Below are 22,122 nucleotides of genomic sequence, written 5' to 3'. Positions count from 1 at the left end.
GGGGATACACAATGACTACAAGCCTCGCGGCGGACGGCCTCTACGCCGGCCAGCCTGCGTTCCTGTCCAAGGAACGCATCATCGCCAAGCCCGGTTTCAACCGCTGGCTGGTACCACCGGCCGCGTTGGCCATCCACCTTTGCATCGGCATGGCCTACGGCTTTTCGGTGTTCTGGTTGCCACTGTCCAAAGCCTTGGGTGTGACCAAACCGGTGGCTTGTGCGCCGGACATGAGCTTTATCTCGCAAGTATTCTCGTCGCAATGCGACTGGCCGATCTCGATGCTCGGCTGGATCTACACCCTGTTCTTCATCTTCCTCGGCTGCTCGGCAGCGATCTGGGGCGGCTGGCTGGAACACGCCGGGCCGCGCAAGGCGGGCGTTGTATCGGCGCTGTGCTGGTGCGGTGGTCTGCTGATTTCTGCGCTGGGGATCTATACCCACCAGATCTGGCTGATGTGGGTCGGCTCCGGGGTCATTGGCGGTATCGGCCTGGGGTTGGGCTATATCTCACCAGTGTCGACGTTGATCAAGTGGTTCCCGGACAAGCGTGGCATGGCGACCGGCATGGCGATCATGGGGTTCGGTGGTGGCGCGATGGTCGGTGCTCCGCTGGCCGCAGCCCTGATGGGCCATTTCGCTTCGGCAGAAAGCGTGGGCGTGTGGCAAAGCTTCCTGGTGATGGCCGCGATCTACTTCGTGTTCATGATCGGTGGCGCACTGTCCTACCGCGTTCCGCCAACCGGCTGGAAGCCTGAGGGCTGGACCGCTCCGGCGAAAAAAGCCTCGAATGCGATGATCACTCACCGTCACGTTCACGTGAATGTGGCGTGGAAAACTCCGCAGTTCCGTCTGGTGTGGCTGGTGCTGTGCCTGAACGTATCCGCCGGCATCGGCATTCTTGGCATGGCGTCGCCGCTGTTGCAGGAAGTGTTCGGCGGTAAATTGATCGGTGTGGACCTGCCATTCGGTCAACTGGACGCCGGGCAATTGGCTTCGATTGCGGCGATTGCTGCCGGTTTCACCGGTTTGCTGAGCCTGTTCAATATCGGTGGCCGGTTCTTCTGGGCCTCGTTCTCGGACTACCTGGGTCGCAAAAACACCTATTTCGTGTTCTTCGCCCTCGGTTTCGCGCTGTACGCGTTGATCCCGAACCTCGGTCATCTGGGCAATGTTGCACTGTTCGTGGCCGCGTTCTGCATCATCCTGTCGATGTACGGCGGTGGTTTTGCGACGGTCCCGGCGTATCTGGCGGATCTGTTCGGTACGCAAATGGTCGGTGCAATCCACGGTCGTCTGCTGACGGCATGGGCCGCGGCGGGCGTGTTGGGTCCGGTGTTGGTGAACTACCTGCGTGAGTATCAGCTGAGCATCGGCGTTGAACGTGCCGCCGCTTACGACATCACCTTGTACATCCTCGCGGGCCTGCTGGTGCTGGGTTTCCTGTGCAACCTGCTGGTGCGTCCAGTGGCCGACAAGTACTTCATGACCGACGCTGAACTGGCTGCCGAACAGGCGCTGGGCCACGACAAGGGCGCTGACAGCAGCACCGTGCTGGAGTGGAAAGCTGCGCCGGGCTCCAAGCCTTTGGCGATTGCTGCATGGCTGGTGGTGGGTATTCCGTTGGCGTGGGGTGTTTGGGTGACCTTGCAGAAAACTGCAGTCCTCTTCCACTAAGTAAACGCAGTCCCCCTGTAGGAGTGAGGCCGGCTTGCCGGCGATAGCGGTCTGACAGTCGACAGAAATGTTGAATGTGAGGGCCCTATCGCCGGCAAGCCGGTCTCACTCCTACAGTTGTTTTGGGGTGTCCAAAATGGCTTGTATGGACATGTCTATCCCCGACAGCACGGGATTCTATCCGTCAGCCATATCACGTCTCGTGTTTCTGTTTCGGCCCCGCGCCCCTATAATGGCTGCCTTTTTCGCCCAATGATTTTGCGGAGCTGGTGATGGCCGAACGTAAGGCGTCAGTCGAGCGCGACACTCTGGAAACCCAGATCAAAGCCTCGATCAACCTGGATGGCACCGGAAAGGCCCGATTTGATATCGGTGTTCCTTTTCTTGAGCACATGCTGGACCAGATCGCCCGTCACGGGCTGATCGACCTGGATATTGTCAGCAAGGGCGACCTGCATATCGACGACCACCACACGGTGGAAGACGTCGGTATCACCCTGGGTCAGGCCTTCGCCAAAGCCATCGGCGACAAGAAAGGCATCCGTCGCTACGGCCACGCCTATGTGCCGCTGGATGAAGCGCTGTCGCGCGTGGTGATCGACTTCTCCGGCCGCCCCGGCCTGCAGATGCACGTGCCGTATACCCGCGCTACCGTCGGTGGTTTCGACGTTGACCTGTTCCAGGAATTCTTCCAGGGCTTCGTCAACCACGCCCTCGTCAGCCTGCACATCGACAACCTGCGTGGCACCAACACCCACCACCAGATCGAAACCGTGTTCAAGGCTTTCGGCCGCGCCCTGCGCATGGCCGTCGAGCTCGATGACCGCATGGCCGGTCAGATGCCATCGACCAAAGGCGTTCTGTAATGCAGACGGTCGCGGTTATCGATTACGGCATGGGCAACCTGCACTCGGTGGCCAAGGCCCTCGAGCACGTCGGTGCCGGCAAGGTCTTGATCACCAGCGATGCCGACGTGATTCGCGAAGCTGACCGGGTGGTGTTTCCCGGCGTCGGCGCGATTCGCGATTGCATGGCGGAAATTCGTCGCTTGGGCTTCGATTCGCTGGTGCGTGAAGTCAGCCAGGACCGCCCGTTCCTCGGCATCTGCGTGGGCATGCAAGCCTTGCTCGACAGCAGTGAAGAGAACGACGGCGTCGACTGCATCGGCCTGTTCCCGGGCGCGGTGAAGTTCTTCGGCAAGGACCTGCATGAAGACGGCGAACACCTGAAAGTCCCGCACATGGGCTGGAACGAAGTGAAACAGAAGGTGAGTCACCCGCTGTGGCACGACATTCCGGACCTGGCGCGTTTCTACTTCGTGCACAGCTACTACATCGCCGCCGGCAATGCACGGCAGGTGGTCGGTGGCGGTCACTACGGTGTCGATTTCGCCGCGGCGCTGGCCGATGGTTCGCGTTTCGCCGTGCAGTTCCACCCGGAGAAGAGCCATACCCATGGCCTGCAATTGCTGCAGAACTTCGCCGCGTGGGATGGTCGCTGGTAAATGGCCGTCAAGAAAACGAAGCCACCGATCCTGACCCTCACTCCTGAACAGGAGAACGAGGCCAACCAGAAGATCAAACGCTTCATGGAGGATCGCTTCGAACTGGACCTGGGTTCGTTCGAAGCGGCCGAAATCCTTGAACTGTTTACCCGTGAAATTGCTCCGCATTATTACAACAGGGCGATTTTCGATGTGCAGACGCACCTCAAAGAGAGGTTCGAAAGCATCGAAAGCGACTTGTGGGCGCTCGAGAAAAACTGATTTCCGAGCGAAGCTGAACACTCGAATTTGAAGGTTTGCCAGATGCTGATTATTCCCGCTATCGATCTCAAAGACGGTGCCTGTGTTCGTCTGCGCCAGGGCCGCATGGAAGATTCCACGGTGTTCTCCGATGACCCGGTGAGCATGGCTGCCAAGTGGGTGGAGGGCGGTTGCCGTCGTCTGCATCTGGTCGACCTGAACGGCGCCTTCGAAGGCCAGCCGGTCAACGGCGAAGTGGTCACCGCGATTGCCAAGCGCTACCCGAACCTGCCGATCCAGATCGGTGGCGGTATCCGTTCCCTGGAAACCATCGAGCACTACGTGAAAGCGGGCGTGAGCTACGTGATCATCGGCACCAAAGCTGTGAAAGATCCGGCTTTCGTGGCTGAAGCCTGCCGTGCGTTCCCGGGCAAAGTGATCGTCGGTCTGGACGCCAAAGACGGTTTCGTCGCCACTGACGGTTGGGCGGAAATCAGCACCATTCAAGTGATCGACCTGGCCAAGCAATTCGAAGCCGATGGCGTGTCCGCGATCGTTTATACCGACATCGCCAAAGACGGCATGATGCAGGGCTGCAACGTACCGTTCACCGCCGCGCTGGCCGCTGCCACGCGCATTCCGGTGATCGCGTCCGGTGGTATTCACAACCTCGGCGATATCAAGTCGCTGCTCGACGCCAAGGCGCCCGGCATCATCGGCGCGATCACCGGCCGGGCGATCTACGAAGGCACCCTCGACGTCGCTGAAGCGCAAGCTTTCTGCGATTCGTACAAAGGCTGAGGACTGACCATGGCGCTGGCCAAACGCATCATCCCTTGCCTGGACGTGGACAACGGCCGGGTCGTCAAAGGTGTGAAGTTCGAGAATATTCGCGACGCCGGTGACCCGGTGGAAATCGCTCGTCGCTATGACGAGCAGGGTGCTGACGAGATTACCTTCCTCGACATCACCGCCAGCGTCGACGGTCGCGATACCACGCTGCATACCGTGGAGCGCATGGCCAGCCAGGTGTTCATCCCGCTGACCGTGGGCGGTGGCGTGCGTACCGTGCAAGACATCCGCAACCTGCTGAATGCCGGTGCGGACAAGGTCTCGATCAACACCGCTGCAGTGTTCAATCCGGAATTTGTGGGCGAGGCGGCGCAACATTTCGGTTCGCAGTGCATCGTGGTTGCCATCGATGCGAAGAAGGTCTCCGGCCCGGGCGAAACCCCGCGCTGGGAAATCTTCACCCACGGTGGCCGCAAGCCTACCGGCCTCGATGCCGTCGAGTGGGCGAAGAAGATGGAAGGCCTGGGTGCCGGTGAAATCCTGCTGACCAGCATGGATCAGGACGGCATGAAAAACGGCTTCGACCTTGGCGTGACTCGCGCTATCAGCGATGCGTTGGGTATTCCGGTGATCGCCTCCGGCGGCGTCGGCAACCTGCAGCATTTGGCCGACGGCATTATCGAAGGTCACGCCAGTGCAGTTCTGGCCGCGAGTATTTTCCACTTCGGCGAATACACCGTGCAGGAAGCCAAGGCCTACATGGCCCATCGCGGCATCGTGATGCGGTGAAGGCCCGTGGCCCGGAGAAGATGTTCCGGGCCTATGTTATGGATTAATCTGGGCGTTGGATGACGCAGCCTTATGAATCCCTGTCACGGGGCTCAGTAAGTCGGTCCTCGGTTCGGAAGCCTGTCCCGATTTGTCATAAGCAATGGAGCAGAGCTTCCCTGGAAGCTCCTCGCTATCAATCCAGAAGTCCATGTCCATGTCGTCGACGTATTTCTCAGGTTGATGACAGTCTGTTGTTGCTGCTGGACCAAATTTGATGGAATAGGTCCTATAGGGCTCTGCTGTTTTCGCCAGTGTCACATTGACGTCGCCCTTGATCGATAAATCGGGTGGCGAGGTTGGCTTGTTCTCCAGAACCTCGACCGGCAGGGACAGCGCATTTTTCAGAAGCCCTGATTCAGGTTCTTGCGCCAAGGAATCAACACCGAGAATGCAAAGAAAATAGAATCCGGGCTCCGTGCCTATCTCGGAATTGATGAAGGTATCAATTGAGCTTACGGCATCGCTGTAGTGATGGGGGCTCTCACAGTCCATTGCCGTGCGGACGCTTTTATGACGGTAAAAAGCAGTACTTATTGAAAATCGATAGTTCCACGTAGGGATGGCAATCGAACCGTTATCCTGCTGTTTGACCCTTTTGTATCTTTCCAGCTTATTCGCGTCCGTGTCGACGGTGAACGCCGGGTAGAGCTGGCAAGACGACGGTGGGTTTTTAGCAATGCGGCCCTGCAAGAAGCACCCGTTGAGAAATGCCGTCGGGTTGCCGTACACATTCCCCGGCACAGCCAGATAGACATTTCCAACAGGTGTGCAGGGGGCATGATCGCGGCATGGAATGATGCTGTCATCAAAGTTCCCCGTTCCTATGACGCCTACGATCTCATTGGAGTATCGATCCAGTAAGGGGCTTCCAGAGCTGCCTCCCCGGATATCCTGACAGCGAGTCATAAACGTGTTTCGCCATACCCATGCACCTTCAACAATCTCCAGAGCGGGTTGTAAGGTGCAGGCGGCCATGCGCAATGTGACGTCCTCAAAGCCTGTAGGGGCGCCCACGATCAACACATCGGTGTCGTTCGCCGGTGTATCCCGGGCCAGTTTCAACGGTTGTATGCCCTCATCGATGAGCTTTTGAAGGCTGACTTCCAGTTCAACGATAGCCAGATCAACGCCTTGCATGCTCCGCCATACCACCGCTTTCAACGGATAAGATTTGAATCCGGGAATGTCGGCGAAGAAATTGAACTGCATGGTTCCGCTTACCGGCTTGTCCGTTACGATGTTTCCGTTGGTCAATTCGATGCAGTGTCCAGCGGTGAGCACGTAAGCGGGAGTCGGTGGGGATGCCAGTTCATCGCGCGTGTCCAGAAGCGTTGCGGTGCATCTGGCACCATTGATTTCCAGGCGTCCGATACCTTGCCAGTGGTCCTGCGAACCATCGATGTTTTTAAGAACCCTGGAAGCAGCGAGATTTTGCAGGTTTTCTCCATAATCTCTGGTATCAGCGAAGCACGGTAGACATAGCGAACACAATGCGCTGATAAAAAGTACGGGGATCGAATTCATTGAATGGTGCCTCTGATTAATTATGTAAAACCGGCCTGTCGCCGGGTATTAGCAATTAATCAGGTGAGGCTGGGTGAAGGGCGGTAACTATCTACCACAGTGACTGTGACACTCATTTTGTTTGCGATGTCGATAAGGCTGTTATTAAAAGGCCAGTAGACAGTGTGGCGAGCTCAAGGCACTCTTGGGTACGCCATGGATTTCGGTAGCCAGACATGCTTAAACGCCTTCTTCTTATCCTCGCCAGCGCTTCTCTATTGCTCATCAATGGGGTGCGCGCCGAAGAAAGTCCCGACACCGACCTGGTGTTGCTGACGGAAAACTTCCCGCCGTACAACATGGCGAAGAACGGCAAAAACTTCGCTCAGGACGAGAACATTAATGGCATCGCCGTGGACATCGTCCGCGAGATGTTCAAACGTGCCGACATCACCTACAGCCTGACCCTGCGTTTCCCCTGGGAGCGCATCTACAAACTCGCGCTGGAAAAACCCGGTTATGGCGTGTTCGTGATGGCGCGTTTGCCCGACCGCGAGAAGCTCTTCAAATGGGTTGGCCCGATTGGTCCGGATGACTGGATCATGCTGGCCAAGGCTGACAGCAAGATCAGCCTTGAAACGCTGGATGACGCGCGCAAATACAAGATTGGCGCGTATAAGGGTGATGCGATTGCCGAGACGCTGGGCAAGCAGGGGTTGAATCCGATCGTTGTGCTGCGCGACCAGGACAACGCGAAGAAGCTGGTCAATGGCCAGATTGATCTGTGGGCCACGGGCGACCCGGCCGGGCGTTATCTGGCGCGGCAGGAAGGCGTGAATGGTCTGAAAACGATACTGCGTTTCAACAGCGCCGAACTGTATCTGGCATTGAACAAAGACGTGCCGGACGAAATGGTCGCCAAGCTTCAGGCCGCGCTGGATCAGCTGCGCAAGGAAGGCAAGGTGGACGAGATCATGGCGCGGTATCTCTAAGACCCAGTGATCAAAATGGGGGAGCGGCGGTGTGACGGATTACCGGTAAACGCCATCCTTGCCATGGGCGGCCGTCGCGCGGTTACCCCGCACGCTGATCATCTGCTTGATATCAATCCACTCAATCCCCTGCGCCTTCAGCTTCGGCAGCTCGCGTTCCAGTACCGCCAGTGTCTGCGGATACGGATGCCCGATCATCACCGCCGAACCCTGCTTGCGCGCCAGGCTGATCGCTGTCTGTAGCTGCGTGAAGATTGCCGCCTCGGTGCGCTCATCATCCAGAAACACATCCCGCGAAACACTCGCCAACCCGATCTTCTGCGCCTCGGCGGCAGCAACGGTTTGCGCGCTGGTACGGCTGTCGACGAAGAACTTGTGCCGTTGCTGCAAGTCCGCCATCAACCAGACCATGGCCGGTTGCTGTGCGGTCATGCGGCTGCCCATGTGATTGTTGATGCCCGCGGTGTAGGGCACGACCTTGAATGCCGCGTCGAGGCGCCTCTCAAGTTCTTCGATGGGCAGATCGGGATGCCAGGCGAACGGCCCCGTGGCCGGGTCCATCGGCATGTGCAGGATGACGATCTTGCCGGCGCGATGGGCTTCGCGGGCGAACTCGGTGGCGTGGGGCGTGTCGGGCATGATCGCCGTGGTCACCGGGCCGGGCAGGGCCAGCACGCGGCGATCCCGGGGCAGGTTCTGCCCCAGGTCATCGATGATCAGGCTGAGATACGCTTTTTGAGGGGCCGTCTCGACGGGGGCTGCGTGAGCAACACCCGTCAGGCAGAGCAATAAACCCAGGATAAACCGCTGGAACATCTCAGCGGCCGGACGTGATGCTCAACCCTTTGAGCAGGCTCAAGGCCTGGGCCAACTGGTAATCATCATCCTGTGGCATGGCCTTGGCTTTGCTGGAACTGGTCGGCTTGTCGGCGCCGCCGTTGCCATTGCCCAAGTGGCCTTGCAGGTCGGCTTCCTTGAAGTACTCGCCGTCCTGCTCGTTGGTGATCTTTGCCTTGCGCACTTCGATGTCCGGAACAATGCCCTGGGCCTGAATCGAGCGGCCGTTCGGCGTGAAATACAACGCCGTCGTGATCTTCAGCGCGCGATCGTTGTTCAGTGGCAGTACGGTTTGCACCGAGCCCTTGCCGAAACTGGTGGTGCCCATCAGCACAGCGCGTTTCTGATCCTGCAAGGCACCGGCGACAATCTCGGACGCCGAGGCACTGCCGCCGTTGATCAGCACGACCATTGGCACGGCTTCGCTTTCGTCCTTGCCGGTCGCGGAGAAGCGCAGCTCGGAGTTGGCGATACGGCCCTTGGTGTAGACGATCAGGCCCTTCTTGATGAAGTGGTCGACCACTTCCACCGCGGCCTGCAGCACGCCGCCAGGGTTGTTACGCAGGTCGAGGATGATGCCGTTGAGCTTCTTGCCATTTTCCTTGCGCAGCTTGGCGAGGGCCTGGGAGACCTCTTCGCCGGTCTTGACCTGGAATTGCGTGATGCGGATGTAGCCGTACCCGGATTCCAGCAATTGCGACTTCACGCTCTTCACTTGAATGATGGCGCGGGCCAGGGTGACGTCGAACGGCGTGCCGCCATCGCGCACCAGGGTCAGGGTGATTTTCTGGCCGATCTTGCCGCGCATCTTGTCCACGGCTTCGGTCATGCTCTGGCCGCGAGTCGGCTGGCCGTTGATCTTGACGATGAAGTCGCCGGCTTGAATACCTGCCTTGGAGGCGGGGGTGTCATCGATCGGCGAAACCACCTTGATGAAACCGTCTTCGGCGCCGACTTCGATGCCCAGGCCGCCGAATTCACCGCTGGTGCTTTCCTGCAGTTCGGCGAAATCTTCCGGGCCCAGGTAGGCGGAGTGCGGATCGAGGTTGCTGAGCATGCCTTTGATGGCGTTTTCCAGCAGGGTCTTGTCGTCCACCGGCTCGACATAAGCGGCTTTGATCCGGTCCATGACCTCGGCAAAGGTGCGCAATTCTTCCAGCGGCAACGGCGCCTTGGTCGTCGCGGCAGTGCCCGCAGGCGCGACTGCCGGGGCCGGTTGAGCGGCGAACGCCAGAGGCGCGCCGATCACCAGGGCGATCGTCAGGGCCAGCGAGGTAAGGCGGGACAAATGCAGCATGTCTAACGAACTCCTGAAATTAGGTAGCGTGCTTATCCTTGCGCGCGACACCATTGCGCCGGATCACTCGGGTGACCCTGCTGACGAATTGCGAAATACAGCGCTGGTGTGTCCTGCCCGCCGCTGTTACCGACAGTGGAGATGGACTCACCGGCTTTTACCACGTCACCCGCAGACTTGAGCAGCGTCTGGTTGTGACCATAAAGACTCAAAAAACCGTTGCCGTGGTCGAGAATCACCAGCAGCCCGGCGCCACGCAACCAGTCTGCAAACACCACGCGACCACCATGCACGGCATGCACCTGGCTGCCGGCGGAGGCGCTGATCATCACGCCGTCCCACTTGGTGCGGGCATCGTCGCCACGGGATTCGCCGAAGCGTGCCAACAGTCGACCATCAACCGGCCAGGGAAGTTTTCCCCGGGTTGACGCGAAAGGGCCGCCAAAGGTCTCGCCGGAACTTGAAACCAGGGCGCCAGGTGTCGATTTAACCGGTTTGCGTGGGGCGTCGGTGTTCTCTGCGTCTGCAGCCGCCTGGGCCTCACGTAAACGCTTTTTTTCGGCTTCCTGCTGGGCGATCAGCGCTTTTTTCCGCGCTTCTTCTGCCTCACGGGCCTGGCGAGCCAAGGTTTCTTCAATGGTTTTAAGGACTTTAGACAGGTCTGCCTGATCCTGCTCGCGGGATGCCAGTTTCTGGTCGCGCGCCTTTACGTCGTCGTTGAGCTTGGCCAGGACTTGCTGGCGTTCCTTGCGGACTTTATCGAGCTCATCGCGCTGGGTGTCGAGGCTGCTCTTCTGCACCAGCAACTGCGCCTGTTGGGCGTCGATGTCTTTTTCGACATTGGTCAGTTGGCGCAGGGTTTCGTTGAAATTCTTTAGCTGCTCCAGGCGGGCCTGGCTCAGGTAGTCGTAATAGGTGAGGGTGCGGGCGAATTTTTCCGGGTTCTGCTGATTGAGCAGCAGCTTCAGGTATTCCTCACGGCCGTTCTGATAGGCCGCCCGGGCCTGAATGGCGATCAGTCGTTGCTGTTCAGTGCGCGCGCTCTGGAGTTTTTTTCTCTGCATCGAGTCGCTGCAGCTCGGATTCGCTTTTCTTCAGTTCTTTTTGCAGGGCATCGACCTGCTTCTCGAGCTTGCCCATTTCGGTCTCGGTGCCTTTGAGTTCTTTCTGCACACCGGATTTTTCTTCCTGGAGCTTGCCCAGCAGTTTTTTCAGCTCGGCAATGTCCTGACGCGTGGCGTCCAACTGTTGTTGGGTTTGCTCGCGCTCGTCAGCAAAAGCCGGTTGGAGCAGGCAAGTCAGTGCAAGGGCTATCAGGACGCGGAGCATAGAGGCGGGCGACACCAGGGAAAGGGACGGCCTAGTATGCCCGCCAAGCGTGGCAAAAAAAATGCCCAATTGGGACTGTGTGATAACTGGACAAAAAAACACCCCAAAACCAATGTGGGAGCGGCGATGCGACGATTCGACTTGCTCGCTCCCACAGGGTTTCGGTTGTGTTCGAGCGAGCGGGTTACACCAGAATCGATGTCCCGGTCATTTCCGCCGGTTTTTCCAGGCCCATCAGCATCAGCATGGTCGGTGCCACATCCGCCAGTACGCCGCCTGCACGGACCTTGAGGTCACGCTTGCCGACATAGATGAACGGCACCGGCTCGGTAGTGTGCGCGGTGTGCGCCTGACCGGTGGCTTCATCAGCCATCTGCTCGACGTTGCCATGGTCGGCAGTGATCAGCGCTTCGCCACCGACCTTTTCCAGGGCTTCGACGATACGCCCGACGCACCGGTCCAGGCATTCAACCGCTTTCACCGCGGCATCAAACACGCCGCTGTGGCCGACCATGTCGCCGTTGGCGTAGTTGACCACGATCACGTCGTAACGCTGGTGTTCAATGGCATCAACGATGCGATCGGTCACTTCCGGCGCGCTCATCTCGGGCTGCAAATCATAGGTAGCGACTTTCGGCGACGGGATCAGGATGCGTTCTTCGCCCGGGAACGGTTCTTCACGACCGCCGGAGAAGAAGAAGGTCACGTGGGCGTATTTTTCGGTTTCGGCGATGCGCAGTTGCGTCTTGCCGTTTTTCGCCAGGTAATCGCCGAGCACGTTTTCCAGGCTGCCGGCGGCGAAGGCCGATGGCGCGGGAATGCTCGCGGCGTATTGGGTCAGCATGACGAAACCGGCCAGTTTCGGCTGACGGCTGCGTTCGAATTCCTTGAAATCGTCTTCGACGAACACGCGAGTCAGCTCTCGGGCGCGGTCGGCGCGGAAGTTCATGAACACCACGGCATCGCCGTCTTCGACCTTGACCGGCTCGCCGATGGAGGTGGCTTTGACAAACTCGTCGCTCTCGCCACGGGCGTAGGCGGCTTCCAGACCTTCCTGGGCGGTGGCGGCGTTGAACTCGCCTTTGCCGTCGACAATCAGGTTATAGGCCTGGGACACGCGGTCCCAACGGTTGTCGCGGTCCATGGCGAAGTAACGGCCGATGATGCTGGCGATCCGGCCTTTGCCCAGCGCCTGGAAGGTCGCGTCGAGCAGTTCGATGGACGACTGAGCGCTTTTTGGCGGCGTGTCGCGGCCATCAAGGAAGGCGTGCAGGTAGATTTTTTCAGCGCCGCGCTTGAACGCCAGTTCCGCCATGGCGATCAGGTGGTCCTGGTGGCTGTGAACGCCGCCATCGGACAGCAGGCCCATGAAATGCACGGCTTTGCCGGCGGCAACGGCTTTATCCACGGCGGCGCAAATGGTCGGGTTCTCGAAAAACTCGCCATCGCGGATCGATTTGGTCACGCGGGTGAAGTCCTGATACACCACACGGCCGGCGCCGAGGTTCATGTGGCCGACTTCAGAGTTGCCCATCTGGCCGTCCGGCAGGCCGACATCCATGCCGCTGCCGGAGATCAGGCCATTCGGTACGGTGGCCCACAAACGGTCCAGTACGGGCTTCTTCGCGGCAAAGATGGCGTTGGATTCAGGGCTCTCACTGTGACCGAAGCCATCGAGAATAATCAGGACCAAAGGTTTAGGCGTGGTAGTCATGGATTCCACTCGTGGCTGAGGTTAAAAGAGGGCGATTAAAAAGGGAGTGGCAAGTTTAGGACGTGTTGACCCTCAATTGCGAGTCGCGTTTGCCCTGTGAGCGTGCCAGGCAAGGCGCGGGACGTGGGTAAGGGTTGTTTCCTGGCCGAGTCCCGCAACGCAGCATGGCGCGCTCACAGGGCAAACCCGGAGGGTCACGCCCCGTAAAGCGCAATCCGTCGTTATTCGTCGTTCATTTGAAACGCCAAACCTCACTCCTCATGCCTAGTCTTGCGATTTACGGGGCGCGGCGCGACTCGCAATTGAGGGTCAACACGCCCTACAGCCAAGTTCCGGCCACGTCACCGCCGGACGGGGTTTGGCCCACCATAGTGGCTGTGTATACTGGCCGACATTTTAACGCCCTGGAACCTCCTTCGATGGTTGCTCACCTGATTGAATTTGCCACTAACCACTACATTCTTGTCGGTATCTTCGTCGTACTGCTGGCGGCGCTGATTGCCTATCAAATGCAAGGCGGCGGCCGTAGCCTGAGTACCGGTGAATTGACCGGGCTGGTCAACAAGGACGCAGGCGTCGTGATCGACATCCGTTCGAACAAGGACTTCGCCGCCGGTCACATCGTTGGCGCGTTGAACATTCCTCACGACAAACTGACCGCGCGCATCGGCGAACTGGAAAAGCACAAGGCCAAGACCATCATTCTGGTCGACGCCCTGGGCCAGACCGCCGGTACCCATGCCCGCGAACTGATGAAATCCGGCTTCACCGCCGCCAAGCTCTCCGGTGGTATTTCCAGCTGGAAGGGCGACAACCTGCCGTTGGTGAAGTGATATGAGCAACGTCGTCGTCTATTCCAGCGATTACTGCCCCTACTGCTCGCGAGCCAAGTACCTGCTCGAGAACAAAGGCGTGGCCTTCGAAGAGATCAAGGTCGATGGCAAGCCGCAGGTGCGCGCCGCCATGGCTCAGAAAGCCGGACGTACGTCCGTGCCGCAGATCTGGATCGGCAGCACCCACGTGGGTGGTTGTGATGATTTGTTTGCCCTTGAGCGCGCCGGTAAGCTCGACGCCATGCTCAAGGCCTGAATACCTTCCCTATAAGACCCCAAGATCAGAAAGGATCTGAGATGACTGACCAACAGAACACTGCAGCTAGCGAAGAAGAAACCGCACCGCAATTCTCCTTGCAGCGCATCTACGTACGTGACTTGTCCTTTGAAGCCCCGAAAAGCCCGGCGATTTTCCGCCAGCAGTGGGAGCCGAGCGTCGGTCTGGATCTGAACACCCGTCAAAAGGCTCTGGAAGGCGATTTCCACGAAGTCGTGCTGACCTTGTCCGTGACCGTGAAAAACGGTGAAAACGGCGAAGTGGCGTTCATCGCTGAAGTGCAACAGGCCGGGATCTTCCTGATCAAGAACCTGGATGACGCTTCGATGAGCCACACCCTTGGCGCGTTCTGCCCGAACATCCTGTTCCCGTACGCTCGCGAAACCCTGGACAGCCTGGTCACCCGTGGTTCGTTCCCGGCCCTGATGCTGGCACCGGTGAACTTCGACGCGCTGTACGCACAAGAACTGCAACGCATGCAGGCGGCCGGCGAGACTCCGACCGTTCAATAAGCTGCGCTGCTGAAAATTGCGGGCGAGCCCGCTCCCACAGGATTGTGCAAAACCTGTGGGAGCGGGCTTGCCCGCGATTGTTTCTGTCAGGCAAAAATGATGGTCGGATTATTACTTGAACCCGAGTTGACGCCAGCCTTCATAAACGGCGACGGCCACGGTGTTCGACAGGTTCAGGCTGCGACAGCCTTCACGCATCGGCAAACGCAGGCGCTGGTCGCCGGGCAGGGCGTCGAGCACGTCAGCCGGCAGGCCTCGGCTTTCCGGACCGAACAGGAAGGCATCGCCCTCGGCGAAGCTGGCATCGTGGAACGGTCGCGAACCCTTGGTGGTGAAGGCGAACAACCGGGGATGGCCAAGGCTTTCCAGGCAGCTGGCGAGGTCGGCGTGGCGCTGCAGGGTGGCGTATTCGTGGTAGTCGAGGCCGGCCCGGCGCAGGCGCTTGTCATCCATCTCGAAGCCCAGCGGCTCGATCAAATGCAGGTGGCAGCCACTGTTGGCGCACAGCCTGATAACGTTGCCGGTATTCGGCGGAATTTCTGGTTGAAAAAGGATGACGTGAAACATGCACGGCTCCGAAGATAAAGATGACGGGCATTCTACGCCGCCAAAGGACCCCCGTTCGAAACTATTCCCGCGTGTGCTCGGTTCGTTGGCGATTGTCGGGATGATGGTGGGGCTGATGATTGGTCGCCTGACCGCGCCAGACCCGACGGTCTTGCAGCAAGTGGAGGTCACCAGCGACGGCCTGGTTGTGTGGTTCAACAACGAACCCAAAAGCCACGGCGAGTTTGTCGACGGTAGCCTCGCGCTGCTGTTCGAGGCTGAAGGCAAGGCGCAGAAAGGTCAGCTCAGACTCGACGATAAAAACGTCAACTGGCGAGTTCGTTTGAGTGATGGGGGGTTGTTGCTGTCGGTGGTGGCGGCCCGGCCACTGCAAGGCGAGTGGGCCGGAAGCGAGGTCAATGACCGCTGGCGACTGGAGATCCATCTCCGGGAGCAATAAAAGAGGGAATCCCCGGCCTGCCTGTACCAAGGTTCCCAAAACGGAGGGGCTCACGCATTGCGTCGTGAGCCCGGTGTAAAGAAGGAACCCCTGACCTGCCTGTATCAAGGGCCCCAAAACGGGTGGGCTCGTCGCTTGTGCGGTGTGAGCCCGATGTAAAGAGGGGAATCCCCGGCCTGCCTGTACCAAGGTCCCCGAAACCGGGTAGTGAACTGAATCACTGAATGGACTATTGCAGGGGGCGTGCCAGTTTTTAACAAGTTGAAACAGAAAGCCGTGCTGAAACGTCGAAAGCCCCGTATTCAGGGGCTTTCGTGTTTTTTCGACAGGGGTTCGATTGCGAAAAGCGATGGGGTGATGGATCAGCGTTTGTGCGCGATTGCGGTTCACGGTGCATTCAGTCGGTGCACAGAGCTCTAAATGTAGGAGTCAGCCTGCTCGCGATTGGATTTGGCTGTTGATCGTTCCCACGCTCTGCGTGGGAATGCAGCCCGGGGATGCTCCGCGTCCCCAGTTGAAGTGGACGCAGAGCGTCCATTGAGGCGTTCCCACGCGGGAGCGTGGGAACGATCAGGTGAAGGGTTTAGCCCTCATCCCCCTCATCATCATCCCCACCATCCACCTTCATCCCCAGTTCCTTGATCTTGCGCGTCAGGGTATTACGCCCCCAACCCAACAAGACCGCAGCATCGCGGCGGCGGCCGGCGGTGTGTTTGAGGGCGGTCTCGATCATGATCCGTTCGAAAGCCGGCACGGCGGTGTCCAGCAGGCTCGACTGACCACGCGCCAACGCCTGATCGGCCCACTGGCGCAGTGCTTGTTCCCAGTTGGTCACCGGCGCCGAATCCTGTGGCAGGCTCAGCAGTTCAGGCGGCAGGTCGCTGATGTGTACTTCGCGACCCGATGCCATCACCGTGATCCAGCGGCACGTGTTCTCCAGCTGACGGACGTTGCCGCCCCACGGCAAGTTCTTCAGGTATTCCTCGGTTTCGCTTTTCAGCAGCTTCGGCTCGACCGCCAGTTCTTGCGCGGCGCGGCTGAGGAAGTGCTTGGCGAGTGTCGGGATGTCTTCGCGACGGTCCGACAGGCGCGGAATGTGGATGCGGATCACATTGAGGCGGTGGAACAAGTCCTCACGGAACTTCCCGGCGTGCACCAGGGTTTCCAGGTTCTGGTGAGTGGCGGCGATGATTCGCACATCGACCTTCACCGGCACATGACCGCCAACGCGGTAGAACTCGCCGTCGGCCAGTACCCGCAGCAAACGGGTCTGGGTGTCGGCCGGCATGTCGCCGATTTCATCAAGGAACAGCGTGCCGCCATCCGCTTGCTCAAAGCGACCGCGACGCAGGTTGGCCGCGCCGGTGAACGCGCCTTTTTCGTGGCCGAACAGCTCGGATTCCATCAAATCTTTCGGAATTGCCGCCATGTTCAGCGCGATGAACGGCGAGGCCGCCCGTGGGCTGTGGCGGTGCAGGGCGTGAGCCACCAGTTCTTTACCGGTCCCGGATTCGCCGTTGATCAGCACCGTGATGTTGGAGTGGCTCAAGCGCCCGATGGCGCGAAACACTTCCTGCATCGCCGGTGCTTCGCCGATGATTTCCGGAGTACGGGTCAGGGCGACCGGGACTTCCAGGCCTTGCTGTTCCTGAGCGTGCTGATTGGCGCGCTTGACCAGGGAGACGGCTTCATCGACATCGAACGGCTTGGGAAGGTACTCAAACGCGCCGCCCTGATAGGACGCGACAGCGCTGTCCAGATCGGAGTGAGCGGTCATGATGATGACCGGCAACCGTGGGTGCTGTTCGCGAATCCGTGCCAGGAGGTCCAGGCCGCTGGCGCCCGGCATGCGGATGTCGGAGATGATCACGTCCGGTTGCTGGCGCGCCAGGCGGCTCATCACGCCATCGGCGCTGTCGAAGCTTTGCGTGGTCATGCCTTCCTGCTGCAAGGCTTTTTCCAGGACCCAACGGATAGAACGGTCGTCATCGACGATCCACACGGTTTCACTACGGCTCATGTCGATGTGGCTCCTTGTTCCAGTGGCAGAAAGATCGAGAAAGTGGTGTGGCCTGGGTGGCTGTCACATTCGATCAAGCCCTGGTGCTGGCTGATGATGTTCTGGGTAATGGCCAGGCCCAGCCCGGTACCGTCCGGGCGACCGCTGACCATGGGAAAGAAGATGGTTTCCTGAAGTTCCGCAGGAATGCCCGGACCGTTGTCGATGATTTCGATCTTGGTCACCAGGCGATGGCGCACGTGGCCGATGGTGAACTGGCGCATGGCGCGGGTGCGCAGGCTGATGCGGCCCAGGCGCAATTCGTTCTGGCTGCTGATGGCCTGCATCGCGTTGCGCACGATGTTCAGCACCGCCTGAATCATTTGTTCGCGGTCGATCAGCACGTCTGGAATGCTCGGGTCGTAATCGCGCACCAAGGTGATGCAGCCCTGGCTTTCCGCTTCCACCAGATGGCAGACGCGCTCCAGCACTTCGTGGACGTTGCACATGGCCAGCGACGGCAATTTGTTGGAGCCGAGCATGCGGTCGACGAGGTTTCGCAGGCGATCGGCTTCTTCAATGATGACGTTGGTGTAATCGCGCAGGCTTTCTTCTGGCAGTTCGCGGGCGAGCAGTTGCGCCGCGCCGCGAATCCCGCCCAGCGGATTCTTGATCTCGTGGGCGAGCCCGCGGACCAGCATCTTGCTGGTTTCCTGCTTCGACAACTGCGCCTCTTCCTTGGTGATCCGCAGCAGGCGGTCACGGGGATGGACTTCCAGCAACAGCATGGTGGCGCCGTTGGCCAGGATCGGCGTGACCGCGTAATCGACAGTCAGGGTCTGGCCGGTGAGGGCCGTGAGCATCGCTTCGCGTTTGGTGAACGGGTGCGCCTGCTCGACCGCCTGGCGCAGGGAATTCAGCGCCTCGGTGGATTCGGTGAACAACTCACTGATGAACTGCCCATGGCTGCGCTGGCCGCTGATGGCCAGCAGCATTTCCGCCGCCGGGTTCATGTACTCGAGGCGCAATTCGGCGTCGAGCAGGATGGTGGCGGTGGTCAGGTTGTCGAGTAGCAAGCGGTGTAGTGCGTCGCTAATGGTCATCAGGACCTCTTTTGGAGCGGAGCATGCGCGAGAAACAAGCGCTGATGCGGGGAAAATGCAAAAACCAAACCAAGGCTCCGAAAAGAAGCAATTAAGGCCTGAAACGGGCGTTTGACGCTCGTTTGCGTGGCGTTCTGCCAGCTTTCCCGGGTACTTTCGAACCAAAATGGGTTGCGATGTGGGTACGGTGCACCCTATTGCACCAATATAGTGCGCAAACCTGAACGGCGTTAGAACAAACGCAGGAACGGATTTTTTTCTTCTTCCGGTTTGTCTTCGAGGGGGCATTCCGGCCGGTGGCCGTAGTCGGCGAGGGTGCAGGGTTTGACCCGGCGTTGTTGCGCGAGTGAGGTGCTCAGCATGTGGAAGGGCTGATTGGCGGTGCGTTCGACGGTGCGGCCTTGTTCGTCGAGGATTTCCACTGACAGGTTGTGGCTGCCGCGATCGATATTGGTCAGGGGGAAATACAGGACTCAGGCCAGGTTCGGCGGTGGGTTGGCCGTCGAGTAGCAGGCGGTAGCGATGACCCGGTTGCAGGCGGGGTTCGTTGGTGACGCTGACGATAATTTCGCCGGCATTGCTGCGGATTGTCGCGTCAGGTTCTGGCACCAGTATGCGCAACAAGTCGTAGTGAAACAGCGGTTGCTCTTCGGGCGGATTCGCGGCAATCAGCGGCTTCGCAGTCGTGGGCTGGGCAGCCATGCGATTGCTGGTCGGCAGCGGTATGCGTTTGGCGTTGCCGTGCTGCGGCTGGTCGGTGAATGCGCGATTGCCTTGTGCGTCGAGATAAGTGAATACCTCTGCTGTCGCAGGGAAGGCGATCAAGCTGGCGATCAGCAGCCACAGCCTCACGGCTTGTGCACCCGTTGCACGGTGAATGTCACGGTCGGACTTTGCTGAAGGGCATCCTCGCCATCAACCACTTGTACCGCCAGGCTGTGCTCGCCGCGGGCGATGTTCACCAGTTGCAGGATCGGCACATTGCTTGATTGTCCATACGGTTGTCCATCCAGCAGCAATCTCAGCAGGTGCGGCGCTTTCAGGCGCGGTTTGATCAGGACGCTGACGGTGAAAGTGCCATTGTTGGCACGCAGGGCCTCTTCGGTGGGCAGTCCGGTCAGTTGCAGTACCTCATAGGTGCTGCGTGGCTGCTGATGGTTAACGGTATCGGTAGGCGGTGCGGGAAGCGGCGGGTGCTCAATATTATTGAGCGGCGGCAGTTCTACCGGTTGGGCCGTGACGCCATCGGGCGGTTGATTGCTGTAGGCAGTGTTGCCGTCGGCGTCGGTGTATTTGTAGATTTGGGCCATCACGGGAAAAACGAAGGACAGCAGCAAAAGCATTAAAAGTGGCTGCATTCAGACTCCCTGTGAGCAGCAAGGATTTACTCCGACAGTGGAATACCTTCGCTGCCAGCATAGAACACAATCAGCTCTACCGGTTCATCACCGGTGACCCCGCGATGGGCGATATCGACCATTTCCGCCACGGCTTCACCTTGTTTGACGCGTCTGGTCTGGCCGTTGTCCTTGTTCTCGATCATCAGCTCGCCGGAGAGGACATAGCCCGTATTGGGCATGGCGTGGGTGTGCCAAGGCAGTTGGGTGTTGGCGGGTATCTTGAGTCTGAGCACTGTCAGCTCGGGTGTCGCATCCGGGTAGCGAACGTAAGGTGTGTCATCCCACGATCGGCTGCTTTTGAGCAGGACTTCTCGTTCGATTTCCATGGTGGTTGTGGTGCAGCTTTGAAGGGCGAGGGCGCAGAGAGCGACCAGTGATGTCTTTAGCGTAAGGGTTTTCATCGATCCATCCTTTGAGTTCGGGCAGAGGACAGGCTACGAGTCATTAAAAGTGGTTGATGCCGGACGATGCTGCGTGCGCCCGAGGAGATGGCGAATTTCATTGTGGGAAATTGCCCCAACAAAAAAGGCCTCCCGAAGGAGGCCTCTTTTTTGTCACGCTGCGTGTCGCAGCGCTACCGGATCAGCAGCTGTAGTACAGCTCATATTCCAGTGGGTGTACGAAGGTGCGGACCTTGATTTCTTCTTCGCTTTTCAGAGCGATGTAAGCGTCGATGAAGTCATCGGAGAACACGCCGCCTTTGGTCAGGAACGCACGACCTTTGTCCAGCTCTTCCAGGGCTTCTTTCAGGCTGCCGCAAACTTGTGGGATCTCTTTCGCCTCTTCAGGCGGCAGGTCGTACAGGTTTTTGTCAGCAGCATCGCCAGGGTGGATCTTGTTCTGGATGCCGTCCAGGCCAGCCATCAACAGTGCAGCGAAGCCCAGGTACGGGTTGGCTGCTGGATCCGGGAAGCGGGCTTCGATACGGCGAGCGCGAGGGCTGGACACGTAAGGAATACGGATCGAAGCGGAACGGTTGCGAGCCGAGTAGGCCAGCATTACCGGTGCTTCGAAACCTGGGACCAGACGCTTGTAGGAGTTGGTCGACGGGTTGGTAAAGCCGTTCAGTGCCTTACCGTGCTTGATGATACCGCCGATGAAGTACAGGGCGGTGTCGGACAGGCCGGCATAGCCTTCGCCAGCGAAGGTGTTCTTGCCATCTTTGGCGATGGACAGGTGGACGTGCATACCCGAACCGTTGTCGCCGTACAGAGGCTTAGGCATGAAGGTCGCGGTGCGGCCGTATGCATCAGCAACGTTGTGTACGCAGTACTTCAGGGTTTGAACTTCGTCAGCCTTGGCAACCAGGGTGTTGAACTTCACGCCGATTTCGTTCTGGCCAGCAGTCGCCACTTCGTGGTGGTGAACTTCGATGACCAGGCCCATTTCTTCCATGGCGTTGCACATGGAGGTACGGATTTCGTGGTCGTGGTCGAATGGCGGAACAGGGAAGTAGCCGCCTTTGACGCCTGGACGGTGGCCACGGTTGCCGCCTTCCACGTCCTGGTCGGACATCCACGAACCTTGTTCGGAGAAGATTTTGAACATCGAGCCAGAGATGTCGGACTTGAACTTCACTTCGTCGAAGATGAAGAACTCAGGCTCCGGACCCACAAATACGGTGTCACCGATACCGGTCGACTTCAGGTATTCCTCGGCACGCTTGGCGATCGCACGTGGGTCGCGGTCGTAGCCTTGCATGGTCGAAGGCTCGATCACGTCGCAAACCAGGATCAGGGTCGGCTCTTCGGTGAACGGGTCAAGTACGGCAGTGCTGTCGTCCGGCATCAGGATCATGTCGGAGGCTTCGATGCCTTTCCAGCCAGCAATGGAGGAGCCGTCGAACATTTTGCCTTCTTCGAAGAAAGCGTCATCCAGCGCGTCGCGAGCCGGCATGGTCACGTGGTGCTGAGTGCCTTTGGTGTCCGTGAAGCGCAGATCAATCCACTTGACGTCATGATCTTTGATGAGTTGAACCGACTTCGACATAGTGTCCTCCGGGTGGCTTCGGGCTTAGTAGTGGATGCCCTTGGAATGTGGGTGATGCCGGCGCGAATACTCTGCCAAGGCAACCTGCCTCACAAGGGAGCAAATTGCATGCCAGTGCCCCACCATGGGTTTTTTGCCCCAATTTCACGCTTATAAAGGCACAAAGCGTCTTCAGGTGAAAAATCTCGCCCTACAATGTAGCGTTAAAATCCATAAATGACCTGTTTTGGTGCGCGCAAAACCTTCTGCACATTAACTGGTTAAACCTTGAGCAATTTCCGCTATAAT

At 58.9% G+C, this 22,122-nt stretch carries 21 protein-coding genes and 2 pseudogenes; 11 read left to right on the top strand and 12 right to left on the bottom strand.

All coding sequences use genetic code 11. From position 1 onward, the window contains the following. The first annotated feature begins 11 nt into the window (after nt 1-11). The 6 genes from AB4N43_RS15065 (at nt 12) to hisF (ending at nt 5,001) form a co-directional block, all read left to right on the top strand. Nucleotides 12-1,676 carry an OFA family MFS transporter gene (locus tag AB4N43_RS15065; protein WP_027922176.1) on the top strand — a complete coding sequence of 555 codons (1,665 nt, stop codon included), beginning with the start codon at nt 12-14 and terminating at the stop codon, nt 1,674-1,676. A gap of 272 nt (nt 1,677-1,948) precedes the next feature. Next, nucleotides 1,949-2,542, top strand: a complete 594-nt coding sequence (gene hisB / locus AB4N43_RS15060; protein WP_003218037.1) for an imidazoleglycerol-phosphate dehydratase HisB — start codon at nt 1,949-1,951, stop codon at nt 2,540-2,542. Continuing rightward, nucleotides 2,542-3,180, top strand: coding sequence for an imidazole glycerol phosphate synthase subunit HisH (gene hisH, locus AB4N43_RS15055; protein ID WP_059181795.1), 639 nt, complete (start codon nt 2,542-2,544; stop codon nt 3,178-3,180). Before hisB ends, hisH begins: the two co-directional genes overlap by 1 nt. After that, nucleotides 3,181-3,441: a DUF2164 domain-containing protein gene (locus AB4N43_RS15050; protein WP_027922174.1), complete on the top strand. Its 261-nt coding sequence runs from the start codon at nt 3,181-3,183 to the stop codon at nt 3,439-3,441. It begins immediately after the preceding gene. Between the two features lie 42 nt (nt 3,442-3,483). Next, the gene (gene hisA, locus AB4N43_RS15045; RefSeq protein WP_010464588.1) at nt 3,484-4,221 is read left to right on the top strand and encodes a 1-(5-phosphoribosyl)-5-[(5-phosphoribosylamino)methylideneamino]imidazole-4-carboxamide isomerase; all 738 of its coding nucleotides are present in this window, start codon (nt 3,484-3,486) and stop codon (nt 4,219-4,221) included. A gap of 9 nt (nt 4,222-4,230) precedes the next feature. Further along, nucleotides 4,231-5,001, top strand: coding sequence for an imidazole glycerol phosphate synthase subunit HisF (hisF, locus tag AB4N43_RS15040; protein WP_007972752.1), 771 nt, complete (start codon nt 4,231-4,233; stop codon nt 4,999-5,001). Nucleotides 5,002-5,037: 36 nt separating this feature from the next. Here hisF and AB4N43_RS15035 read toward each other — a convergent pair whose 3' ends face one another. Beyond that, on the bottom strand, nt 5,038-6,567 hold the full coding sequence (locus AB4N43_RS15035) for a trypsin-like serine peptidase (protein WP_460151598.1): 1,530 nt from the start codon (nt 6,565-6,567) through the stop codon (nt 5,038-5,040). A 215-nt stretch (nt 6,568-6,782) separates the two neighbouring features. Between AB4N43_RS15035 and AB4N43_RS15030 the strand changes: the two genes are divergently transcribed. Further along, on the top strand, nt 6,783-7,538 hold the full coding sequence (locus AB4N43_RS15030; RefSeq protein WP_027922172.1) for a substrate-binding periplasmic protein: 756 nt from the start codon (nt 6,783-6,785) through the stop codon (nt 7,536-7,538). A 39-nt stretch (nt 7,539-7,577) separates the two neighbouring features. Here AB4N43_RS15030 and AB4N43_RS15025 read toward each other — a convergent pair whose 3' ends face one another. The 4 genes and pseudogenes from AB4N43_RS15025 to gpmI all read right to left on the bottom strand — a co-directional run bounded on the left by AB4N43_RS15025 (nt 7,578) and on the right by gpmI (nt 12,715). After that, nucleotides 7,578-8,354, bottom strand: coding sequence for a divergent polysaccharide deacetylase family protein (locus AB4N43_RS15025; protein WP_194940891.1), 777 nt, complete (start codon nt 8,352-8,354; stop codon nt 7,578-7,580). Nucleotide 8,355: 1 nt separating this feature from the next. Continuing rightward, complete coding sequence (locus AB4N43_RS15020; protein ID WP_027922170.1) at nt 8,356-9,672, bottom strand: S41 family peptidase; 1,317 nt, start codon at nt 9,670-9,672, stop codon at nt 8,356-8,358. Between the two features lie 32 nt (nt 9,673-9,704). Next, a pseudogene (locus AB4N43_RS15015) lies at nt 9,705-11,001 on the bottom strand (murein hydrolase activator EnvC family protein). 184 nt (nt 11,002-11,185) lie between these two features. After that, nucleotides 11,186-12,715 carry a 2,3-bisphosphoglycerate-independent phosphoglycerate mutase gene (gene gpmI, locus AB4N43_RS15010; RefSeq protein WP_059181792.1) on the bottom strand — a complete coding sequence of 510 codons (1,530 nt, stop codon included), beginning with the start codon at nt 12,713-12,715 and terminating at the stop codon, nt 11,186-11,188. 419 nt (nt 12,716-13,134) lie between these two features. On the opposite strand from gpmI, the gene AB4N43_RS15005 reads away from it, so the two are divergent. The 3 genes from AB4N43_RS15005 to secB are packed head-to-tail and all read left to right on the top strand — an operon-like array spanning nt 13,135 to nt 14,337. After that, nucleotides 13,135-13,548 carry a rhodanese-like domain-containing protein gene (locus AB4N43_RS15005; protein ID WP_027922167.1) on the top strand — a complete coding sequence of 138 codons (414 nt, stop codon included), beginning with the start codon at nt 13,135-13,137 and terminating at the stop codon, nt 13,546-13,548. A 1-nt stretch (nt 13,549) separates the two neighbouring features. Further along, nucleotides 13,550-13,804, top strand: coding sequence for a glutaredoxin 3 (gene grxC, locus AB4N43_RS15000; RefSeq protein WP_008149430.1), 255 nt, complete (start codon nt 13,550-13,552; stop codon nt 13,802-13,804). 41 nt (nt 13,805-13,845) lie between these two features. After that, a complete protein-coding gene (secB, locus tag AB4N43_RS14995) occupies nt 13,846-14,337 on the top strand; it encodes a protein-export chaperone SecB (protein ID WP_027922165.1) in 492 nt (163 codons plus the stop codon). 111 nt (nt 14,338-14,448) lie between these two features. Here the strand turns inward: secB and AB4N43_RS14990 are convergent, their stop codons facing one another. Further along, on the bottom strand, nt 14,449-14,904 hold the full coding sequence (locus tag AB4N43_RS14990) for a tRNA (cytidine(34)-2'-O)-methyltransferase (RefSeq protein WP_027922164.1): 456 nt from the start codon (nt 14,902-14,904) through the stop codon (nt 14,449-14,451). Here AB4N43_RS14990 and AB4N43_RS14985 point away from each other — a divergent pair. Next, nucleotides 14,903-15,343, top strand: coding sequence for a hypothetical protein (locus tag AB4N43_RS14985; RefSeq protein ID WP_027922163.1), 441 nt, complete (start codon nt 14,903-14,905; stop codon nt 15,341-15,343). The two genes, AB4N43_RS14990 and AB4N43_RS14985, sit on opposite strands and share 2 nt — an antisense overlap. Nucleotides 15,344-15,926: 583 nt before the next feature. On the opposite strand, the gene ntrC is transcribed toward AB4N43_RS14985, so the two are convergent. The 6 genes and pseudogenes from ntrC to glnA all read right to left on the bottom strand — a co-directional run bounded on the left by ntrC (nt 15,927) and on the right by glnA (nt 21,834). After that, on the bottom strand, nt 15,927-17,363 hold the full coding sequence (gene ntrC / locus AB4N43_RS14980) for a nitrogen regulation protein NR(I) (protein WP_027922162.1): 1,437 nt from the start codon (nt 17,361-17,363) through the stop codon (nt 15,927-15,929). Then, a complete protein-coding gene (gene glnL, locus AB4N43_RS14975) occupies nt 17,360-18,445 on the bottom strand; it encodes a nitrogen regulation protein NR(II) (protein ID WP_008024908.1) in 1,086 nt (361 codons plus the stop codon). Before glnL ends, ntrC begins: the two co-directional genes overlap by 4 nt. Nucleotides 18,446-18,675: 230 nt before the next feature. Beyond that, a pseudogene (locus tag AB4N43_RS14970) lies at nt 18,676-19,297 on the bottom strand (DUF4124 domain-containing protein). Next, nucleotides 19,294-19,803, bottom strand: a complete 510-nt coding sequence (locus AB4N43_RS14965; RefSeq protein WP_460151595.1) for a DUF4124 domain-containing protein — start codon at nt 19,801-19,803, stop codon at nt 19,294-19,296. The pseudogene AB4N43_RS14970 and the gene AB4N43_RS14965 overlap by 4 nt, the downstream one beginning before the upstream one ends. 26 nt (nt 19,804-19,829) lie before the next feature. Beyond that, nucleotides 19,830-20,246, bottom strand: coding sequence for a cupin domain-containing protein (locus AB4N43_RS14960; protein ID WP_194940889.1), 417 nt, complete (start codon nt 20,244-20,246; stop codon nt 19,830-19,832). Between the two features lie 181 nt (nt 20,247-20,427). After that, complete coding sequence (gene glnA, locus AB4N43_RS14955; protein WP_027922158.1) at nt 20,428-21,834, bottom strand: glutamate--ammonia ligase; 1,407 nt, start codon at nt 21,832-21,834, stop codon at nt 20,428-20,430. Between the last annotated feature and the right edge of the window lie 288 nt (nt 21,835-22,122).

The sequence above is a fragment of the Pseudomonas sp. S2_B07 genome, assembly GCF_054668435.1.
Note: the sequence above shows the minus strand (reverse complement) of the source record. Positions and strands in the feature narration are given on the sequence as shown.

Excerpts from the sequence above, each read along its gene's own strand:
- AB4N43_RS15065 (WP_027922176.1), top strand. The coding sequence starts at position 12 with ATGACTACAAGCCTCGCGGCGGACGGCCTCTACGCCGGCCAGCCTGCG.
- hisB (WP_003218037.1), top strand. The coding sequence starts at position 1,949 with ATGGCCGAACGTAAGGCGTCAGTCGAGCGCGACACTCTGGAAACCCAG.
- hisH (WP_059181795.1), top strand. The coding sequence starts at position 2,542 with ATGCAGACGGTCGCGGTTATCGATTACGGCATGGGCAACCTGCACTCG.
- AB4N43_RS15050 (WP_027922174.1), top strand. The coding sequence starts at position 3,181 with ATGGCCGTCAAGAAAACGAAGCCACCGATCCTGACCCTCACTCCTGAA.
- hisA (WP_010464588.1), top strand. The coding sequence starts at position 3,484 with ATGCTGATTATTCCCGCTATCGATCTCAAAGACGGTGCCTGTGTTCGT.
- hisF (WP_007972752.1), top strand. The coding sequence starts at position 4,231 with ATGGCGCTGGCCAAACGCATCATCCCTTGCCTGGACGTGGACAACGGC.
- AB4N43_RS15035 (WP_460151598.1), bottom strand. The coding sequence starts at position 6,567 with ATGAATTCGATCCCCGTACTTTTTATCAGCGCATTGTGTTCGCTATGT.
- AB4N43_RS15030 (WP_027922172.1), top strand. The coding sequence starts at position 6,783 with ATGCTTAAACGCCTTCTTCTTATCCTCGCCAGCGCTTCTCTATTGCTC.
- AB4N43_RS15025 (WP_194940891.1), bottom strand. The coding sequence starts at position 8,354 with ATGTTCCAGCGGTTTATCCTGGGTTTATTGCTCTGCCTGACGGGTGTT.
- AB4N43_RS15020 (WP_027922170.1), bottom strand. The coding sequence starts at position 9,672 with ATGCTGCATTTGTCCCGCCTTACCTCGCTGGCCCTGACGATCGCCCTG.
- gpmI (WP_059181792.1), bottom strand. The coding sequence starts at position 12,715 with ATGACTACCACGCCTAAACCTTTGGTCCTGATTATTCTCGATGGCTTC.
- AB4N43_RS15005 (WP_027922167.1), top strand. The coding sequence starts at position 13,135 with ATGGTTGCTCACCTGATTGAATTTGCCACTAACCACTACATTCTTGTC.
- grxC (WP_008149430.1), top strand. The coding sequence starts at position 13,550 with ATGAGCAACGTCGTCGTCTATTCCAGCGATTACTGCCCCTACTGCTCG.
- secB (WP_027922165.1), top strand. The coding sequence starts at position 13,846 with ATGACTGACCAACAGAACACTGCAGCTAGCGAAGAAGAAACCGCACCG.
- AB4N43_RS14985 (WP_027922163.1), top strand. The coding sequence starts at position 14,903 with ATGCACGGCTCCGAAGATAAAGATGACGGGCATTCTACGCCGCCAAAG.
- AB4N43_RS14990 (WP_027922164.1), bottom strand. The coding sequence starts at position 14,904 with ATGTTTCACGTCATCCTTTTTCAACCAGAAATTCCGCCGAATACCGGC.
- ntrC (WP_027922162.1), bottom strand. The coding sequence starts at position 17,363 with ATGAGCCGTAGTGAAACCGTGTGGATCGTCGATGACGACCGTTCTATC.
- glnL (WP_008024908.1), bottom strand. The coding sequence starts at position 18,445 with ATGACCATTAGCGACGCACTACACCGCTTGCTACTCGACAACCTGACC.
- AB4N43_RS14965 (WP_460151595.1), bottom strand. The coding sequence starts at position 19,803 with ATGCAGCCACTTTTAATGCTTTTGCTGCTGTCCTTCGTTTTTCCCGTG.
- AB4N43_RS14960 (WP_194940889.1), bottom strand. The coding sequence starts at position 20,246 with ATGAAAACCCTTACGCTAAAGACATCACTGGTCGCTCTCTGCGCCCTC.
- glnA (WP_027922158.1), bottom strand. The coding sequence starts at position 21,834 with ATGTCGAAGTCGGTTCAACTCATCAAAGATCATGACGTCAAGTGGATT.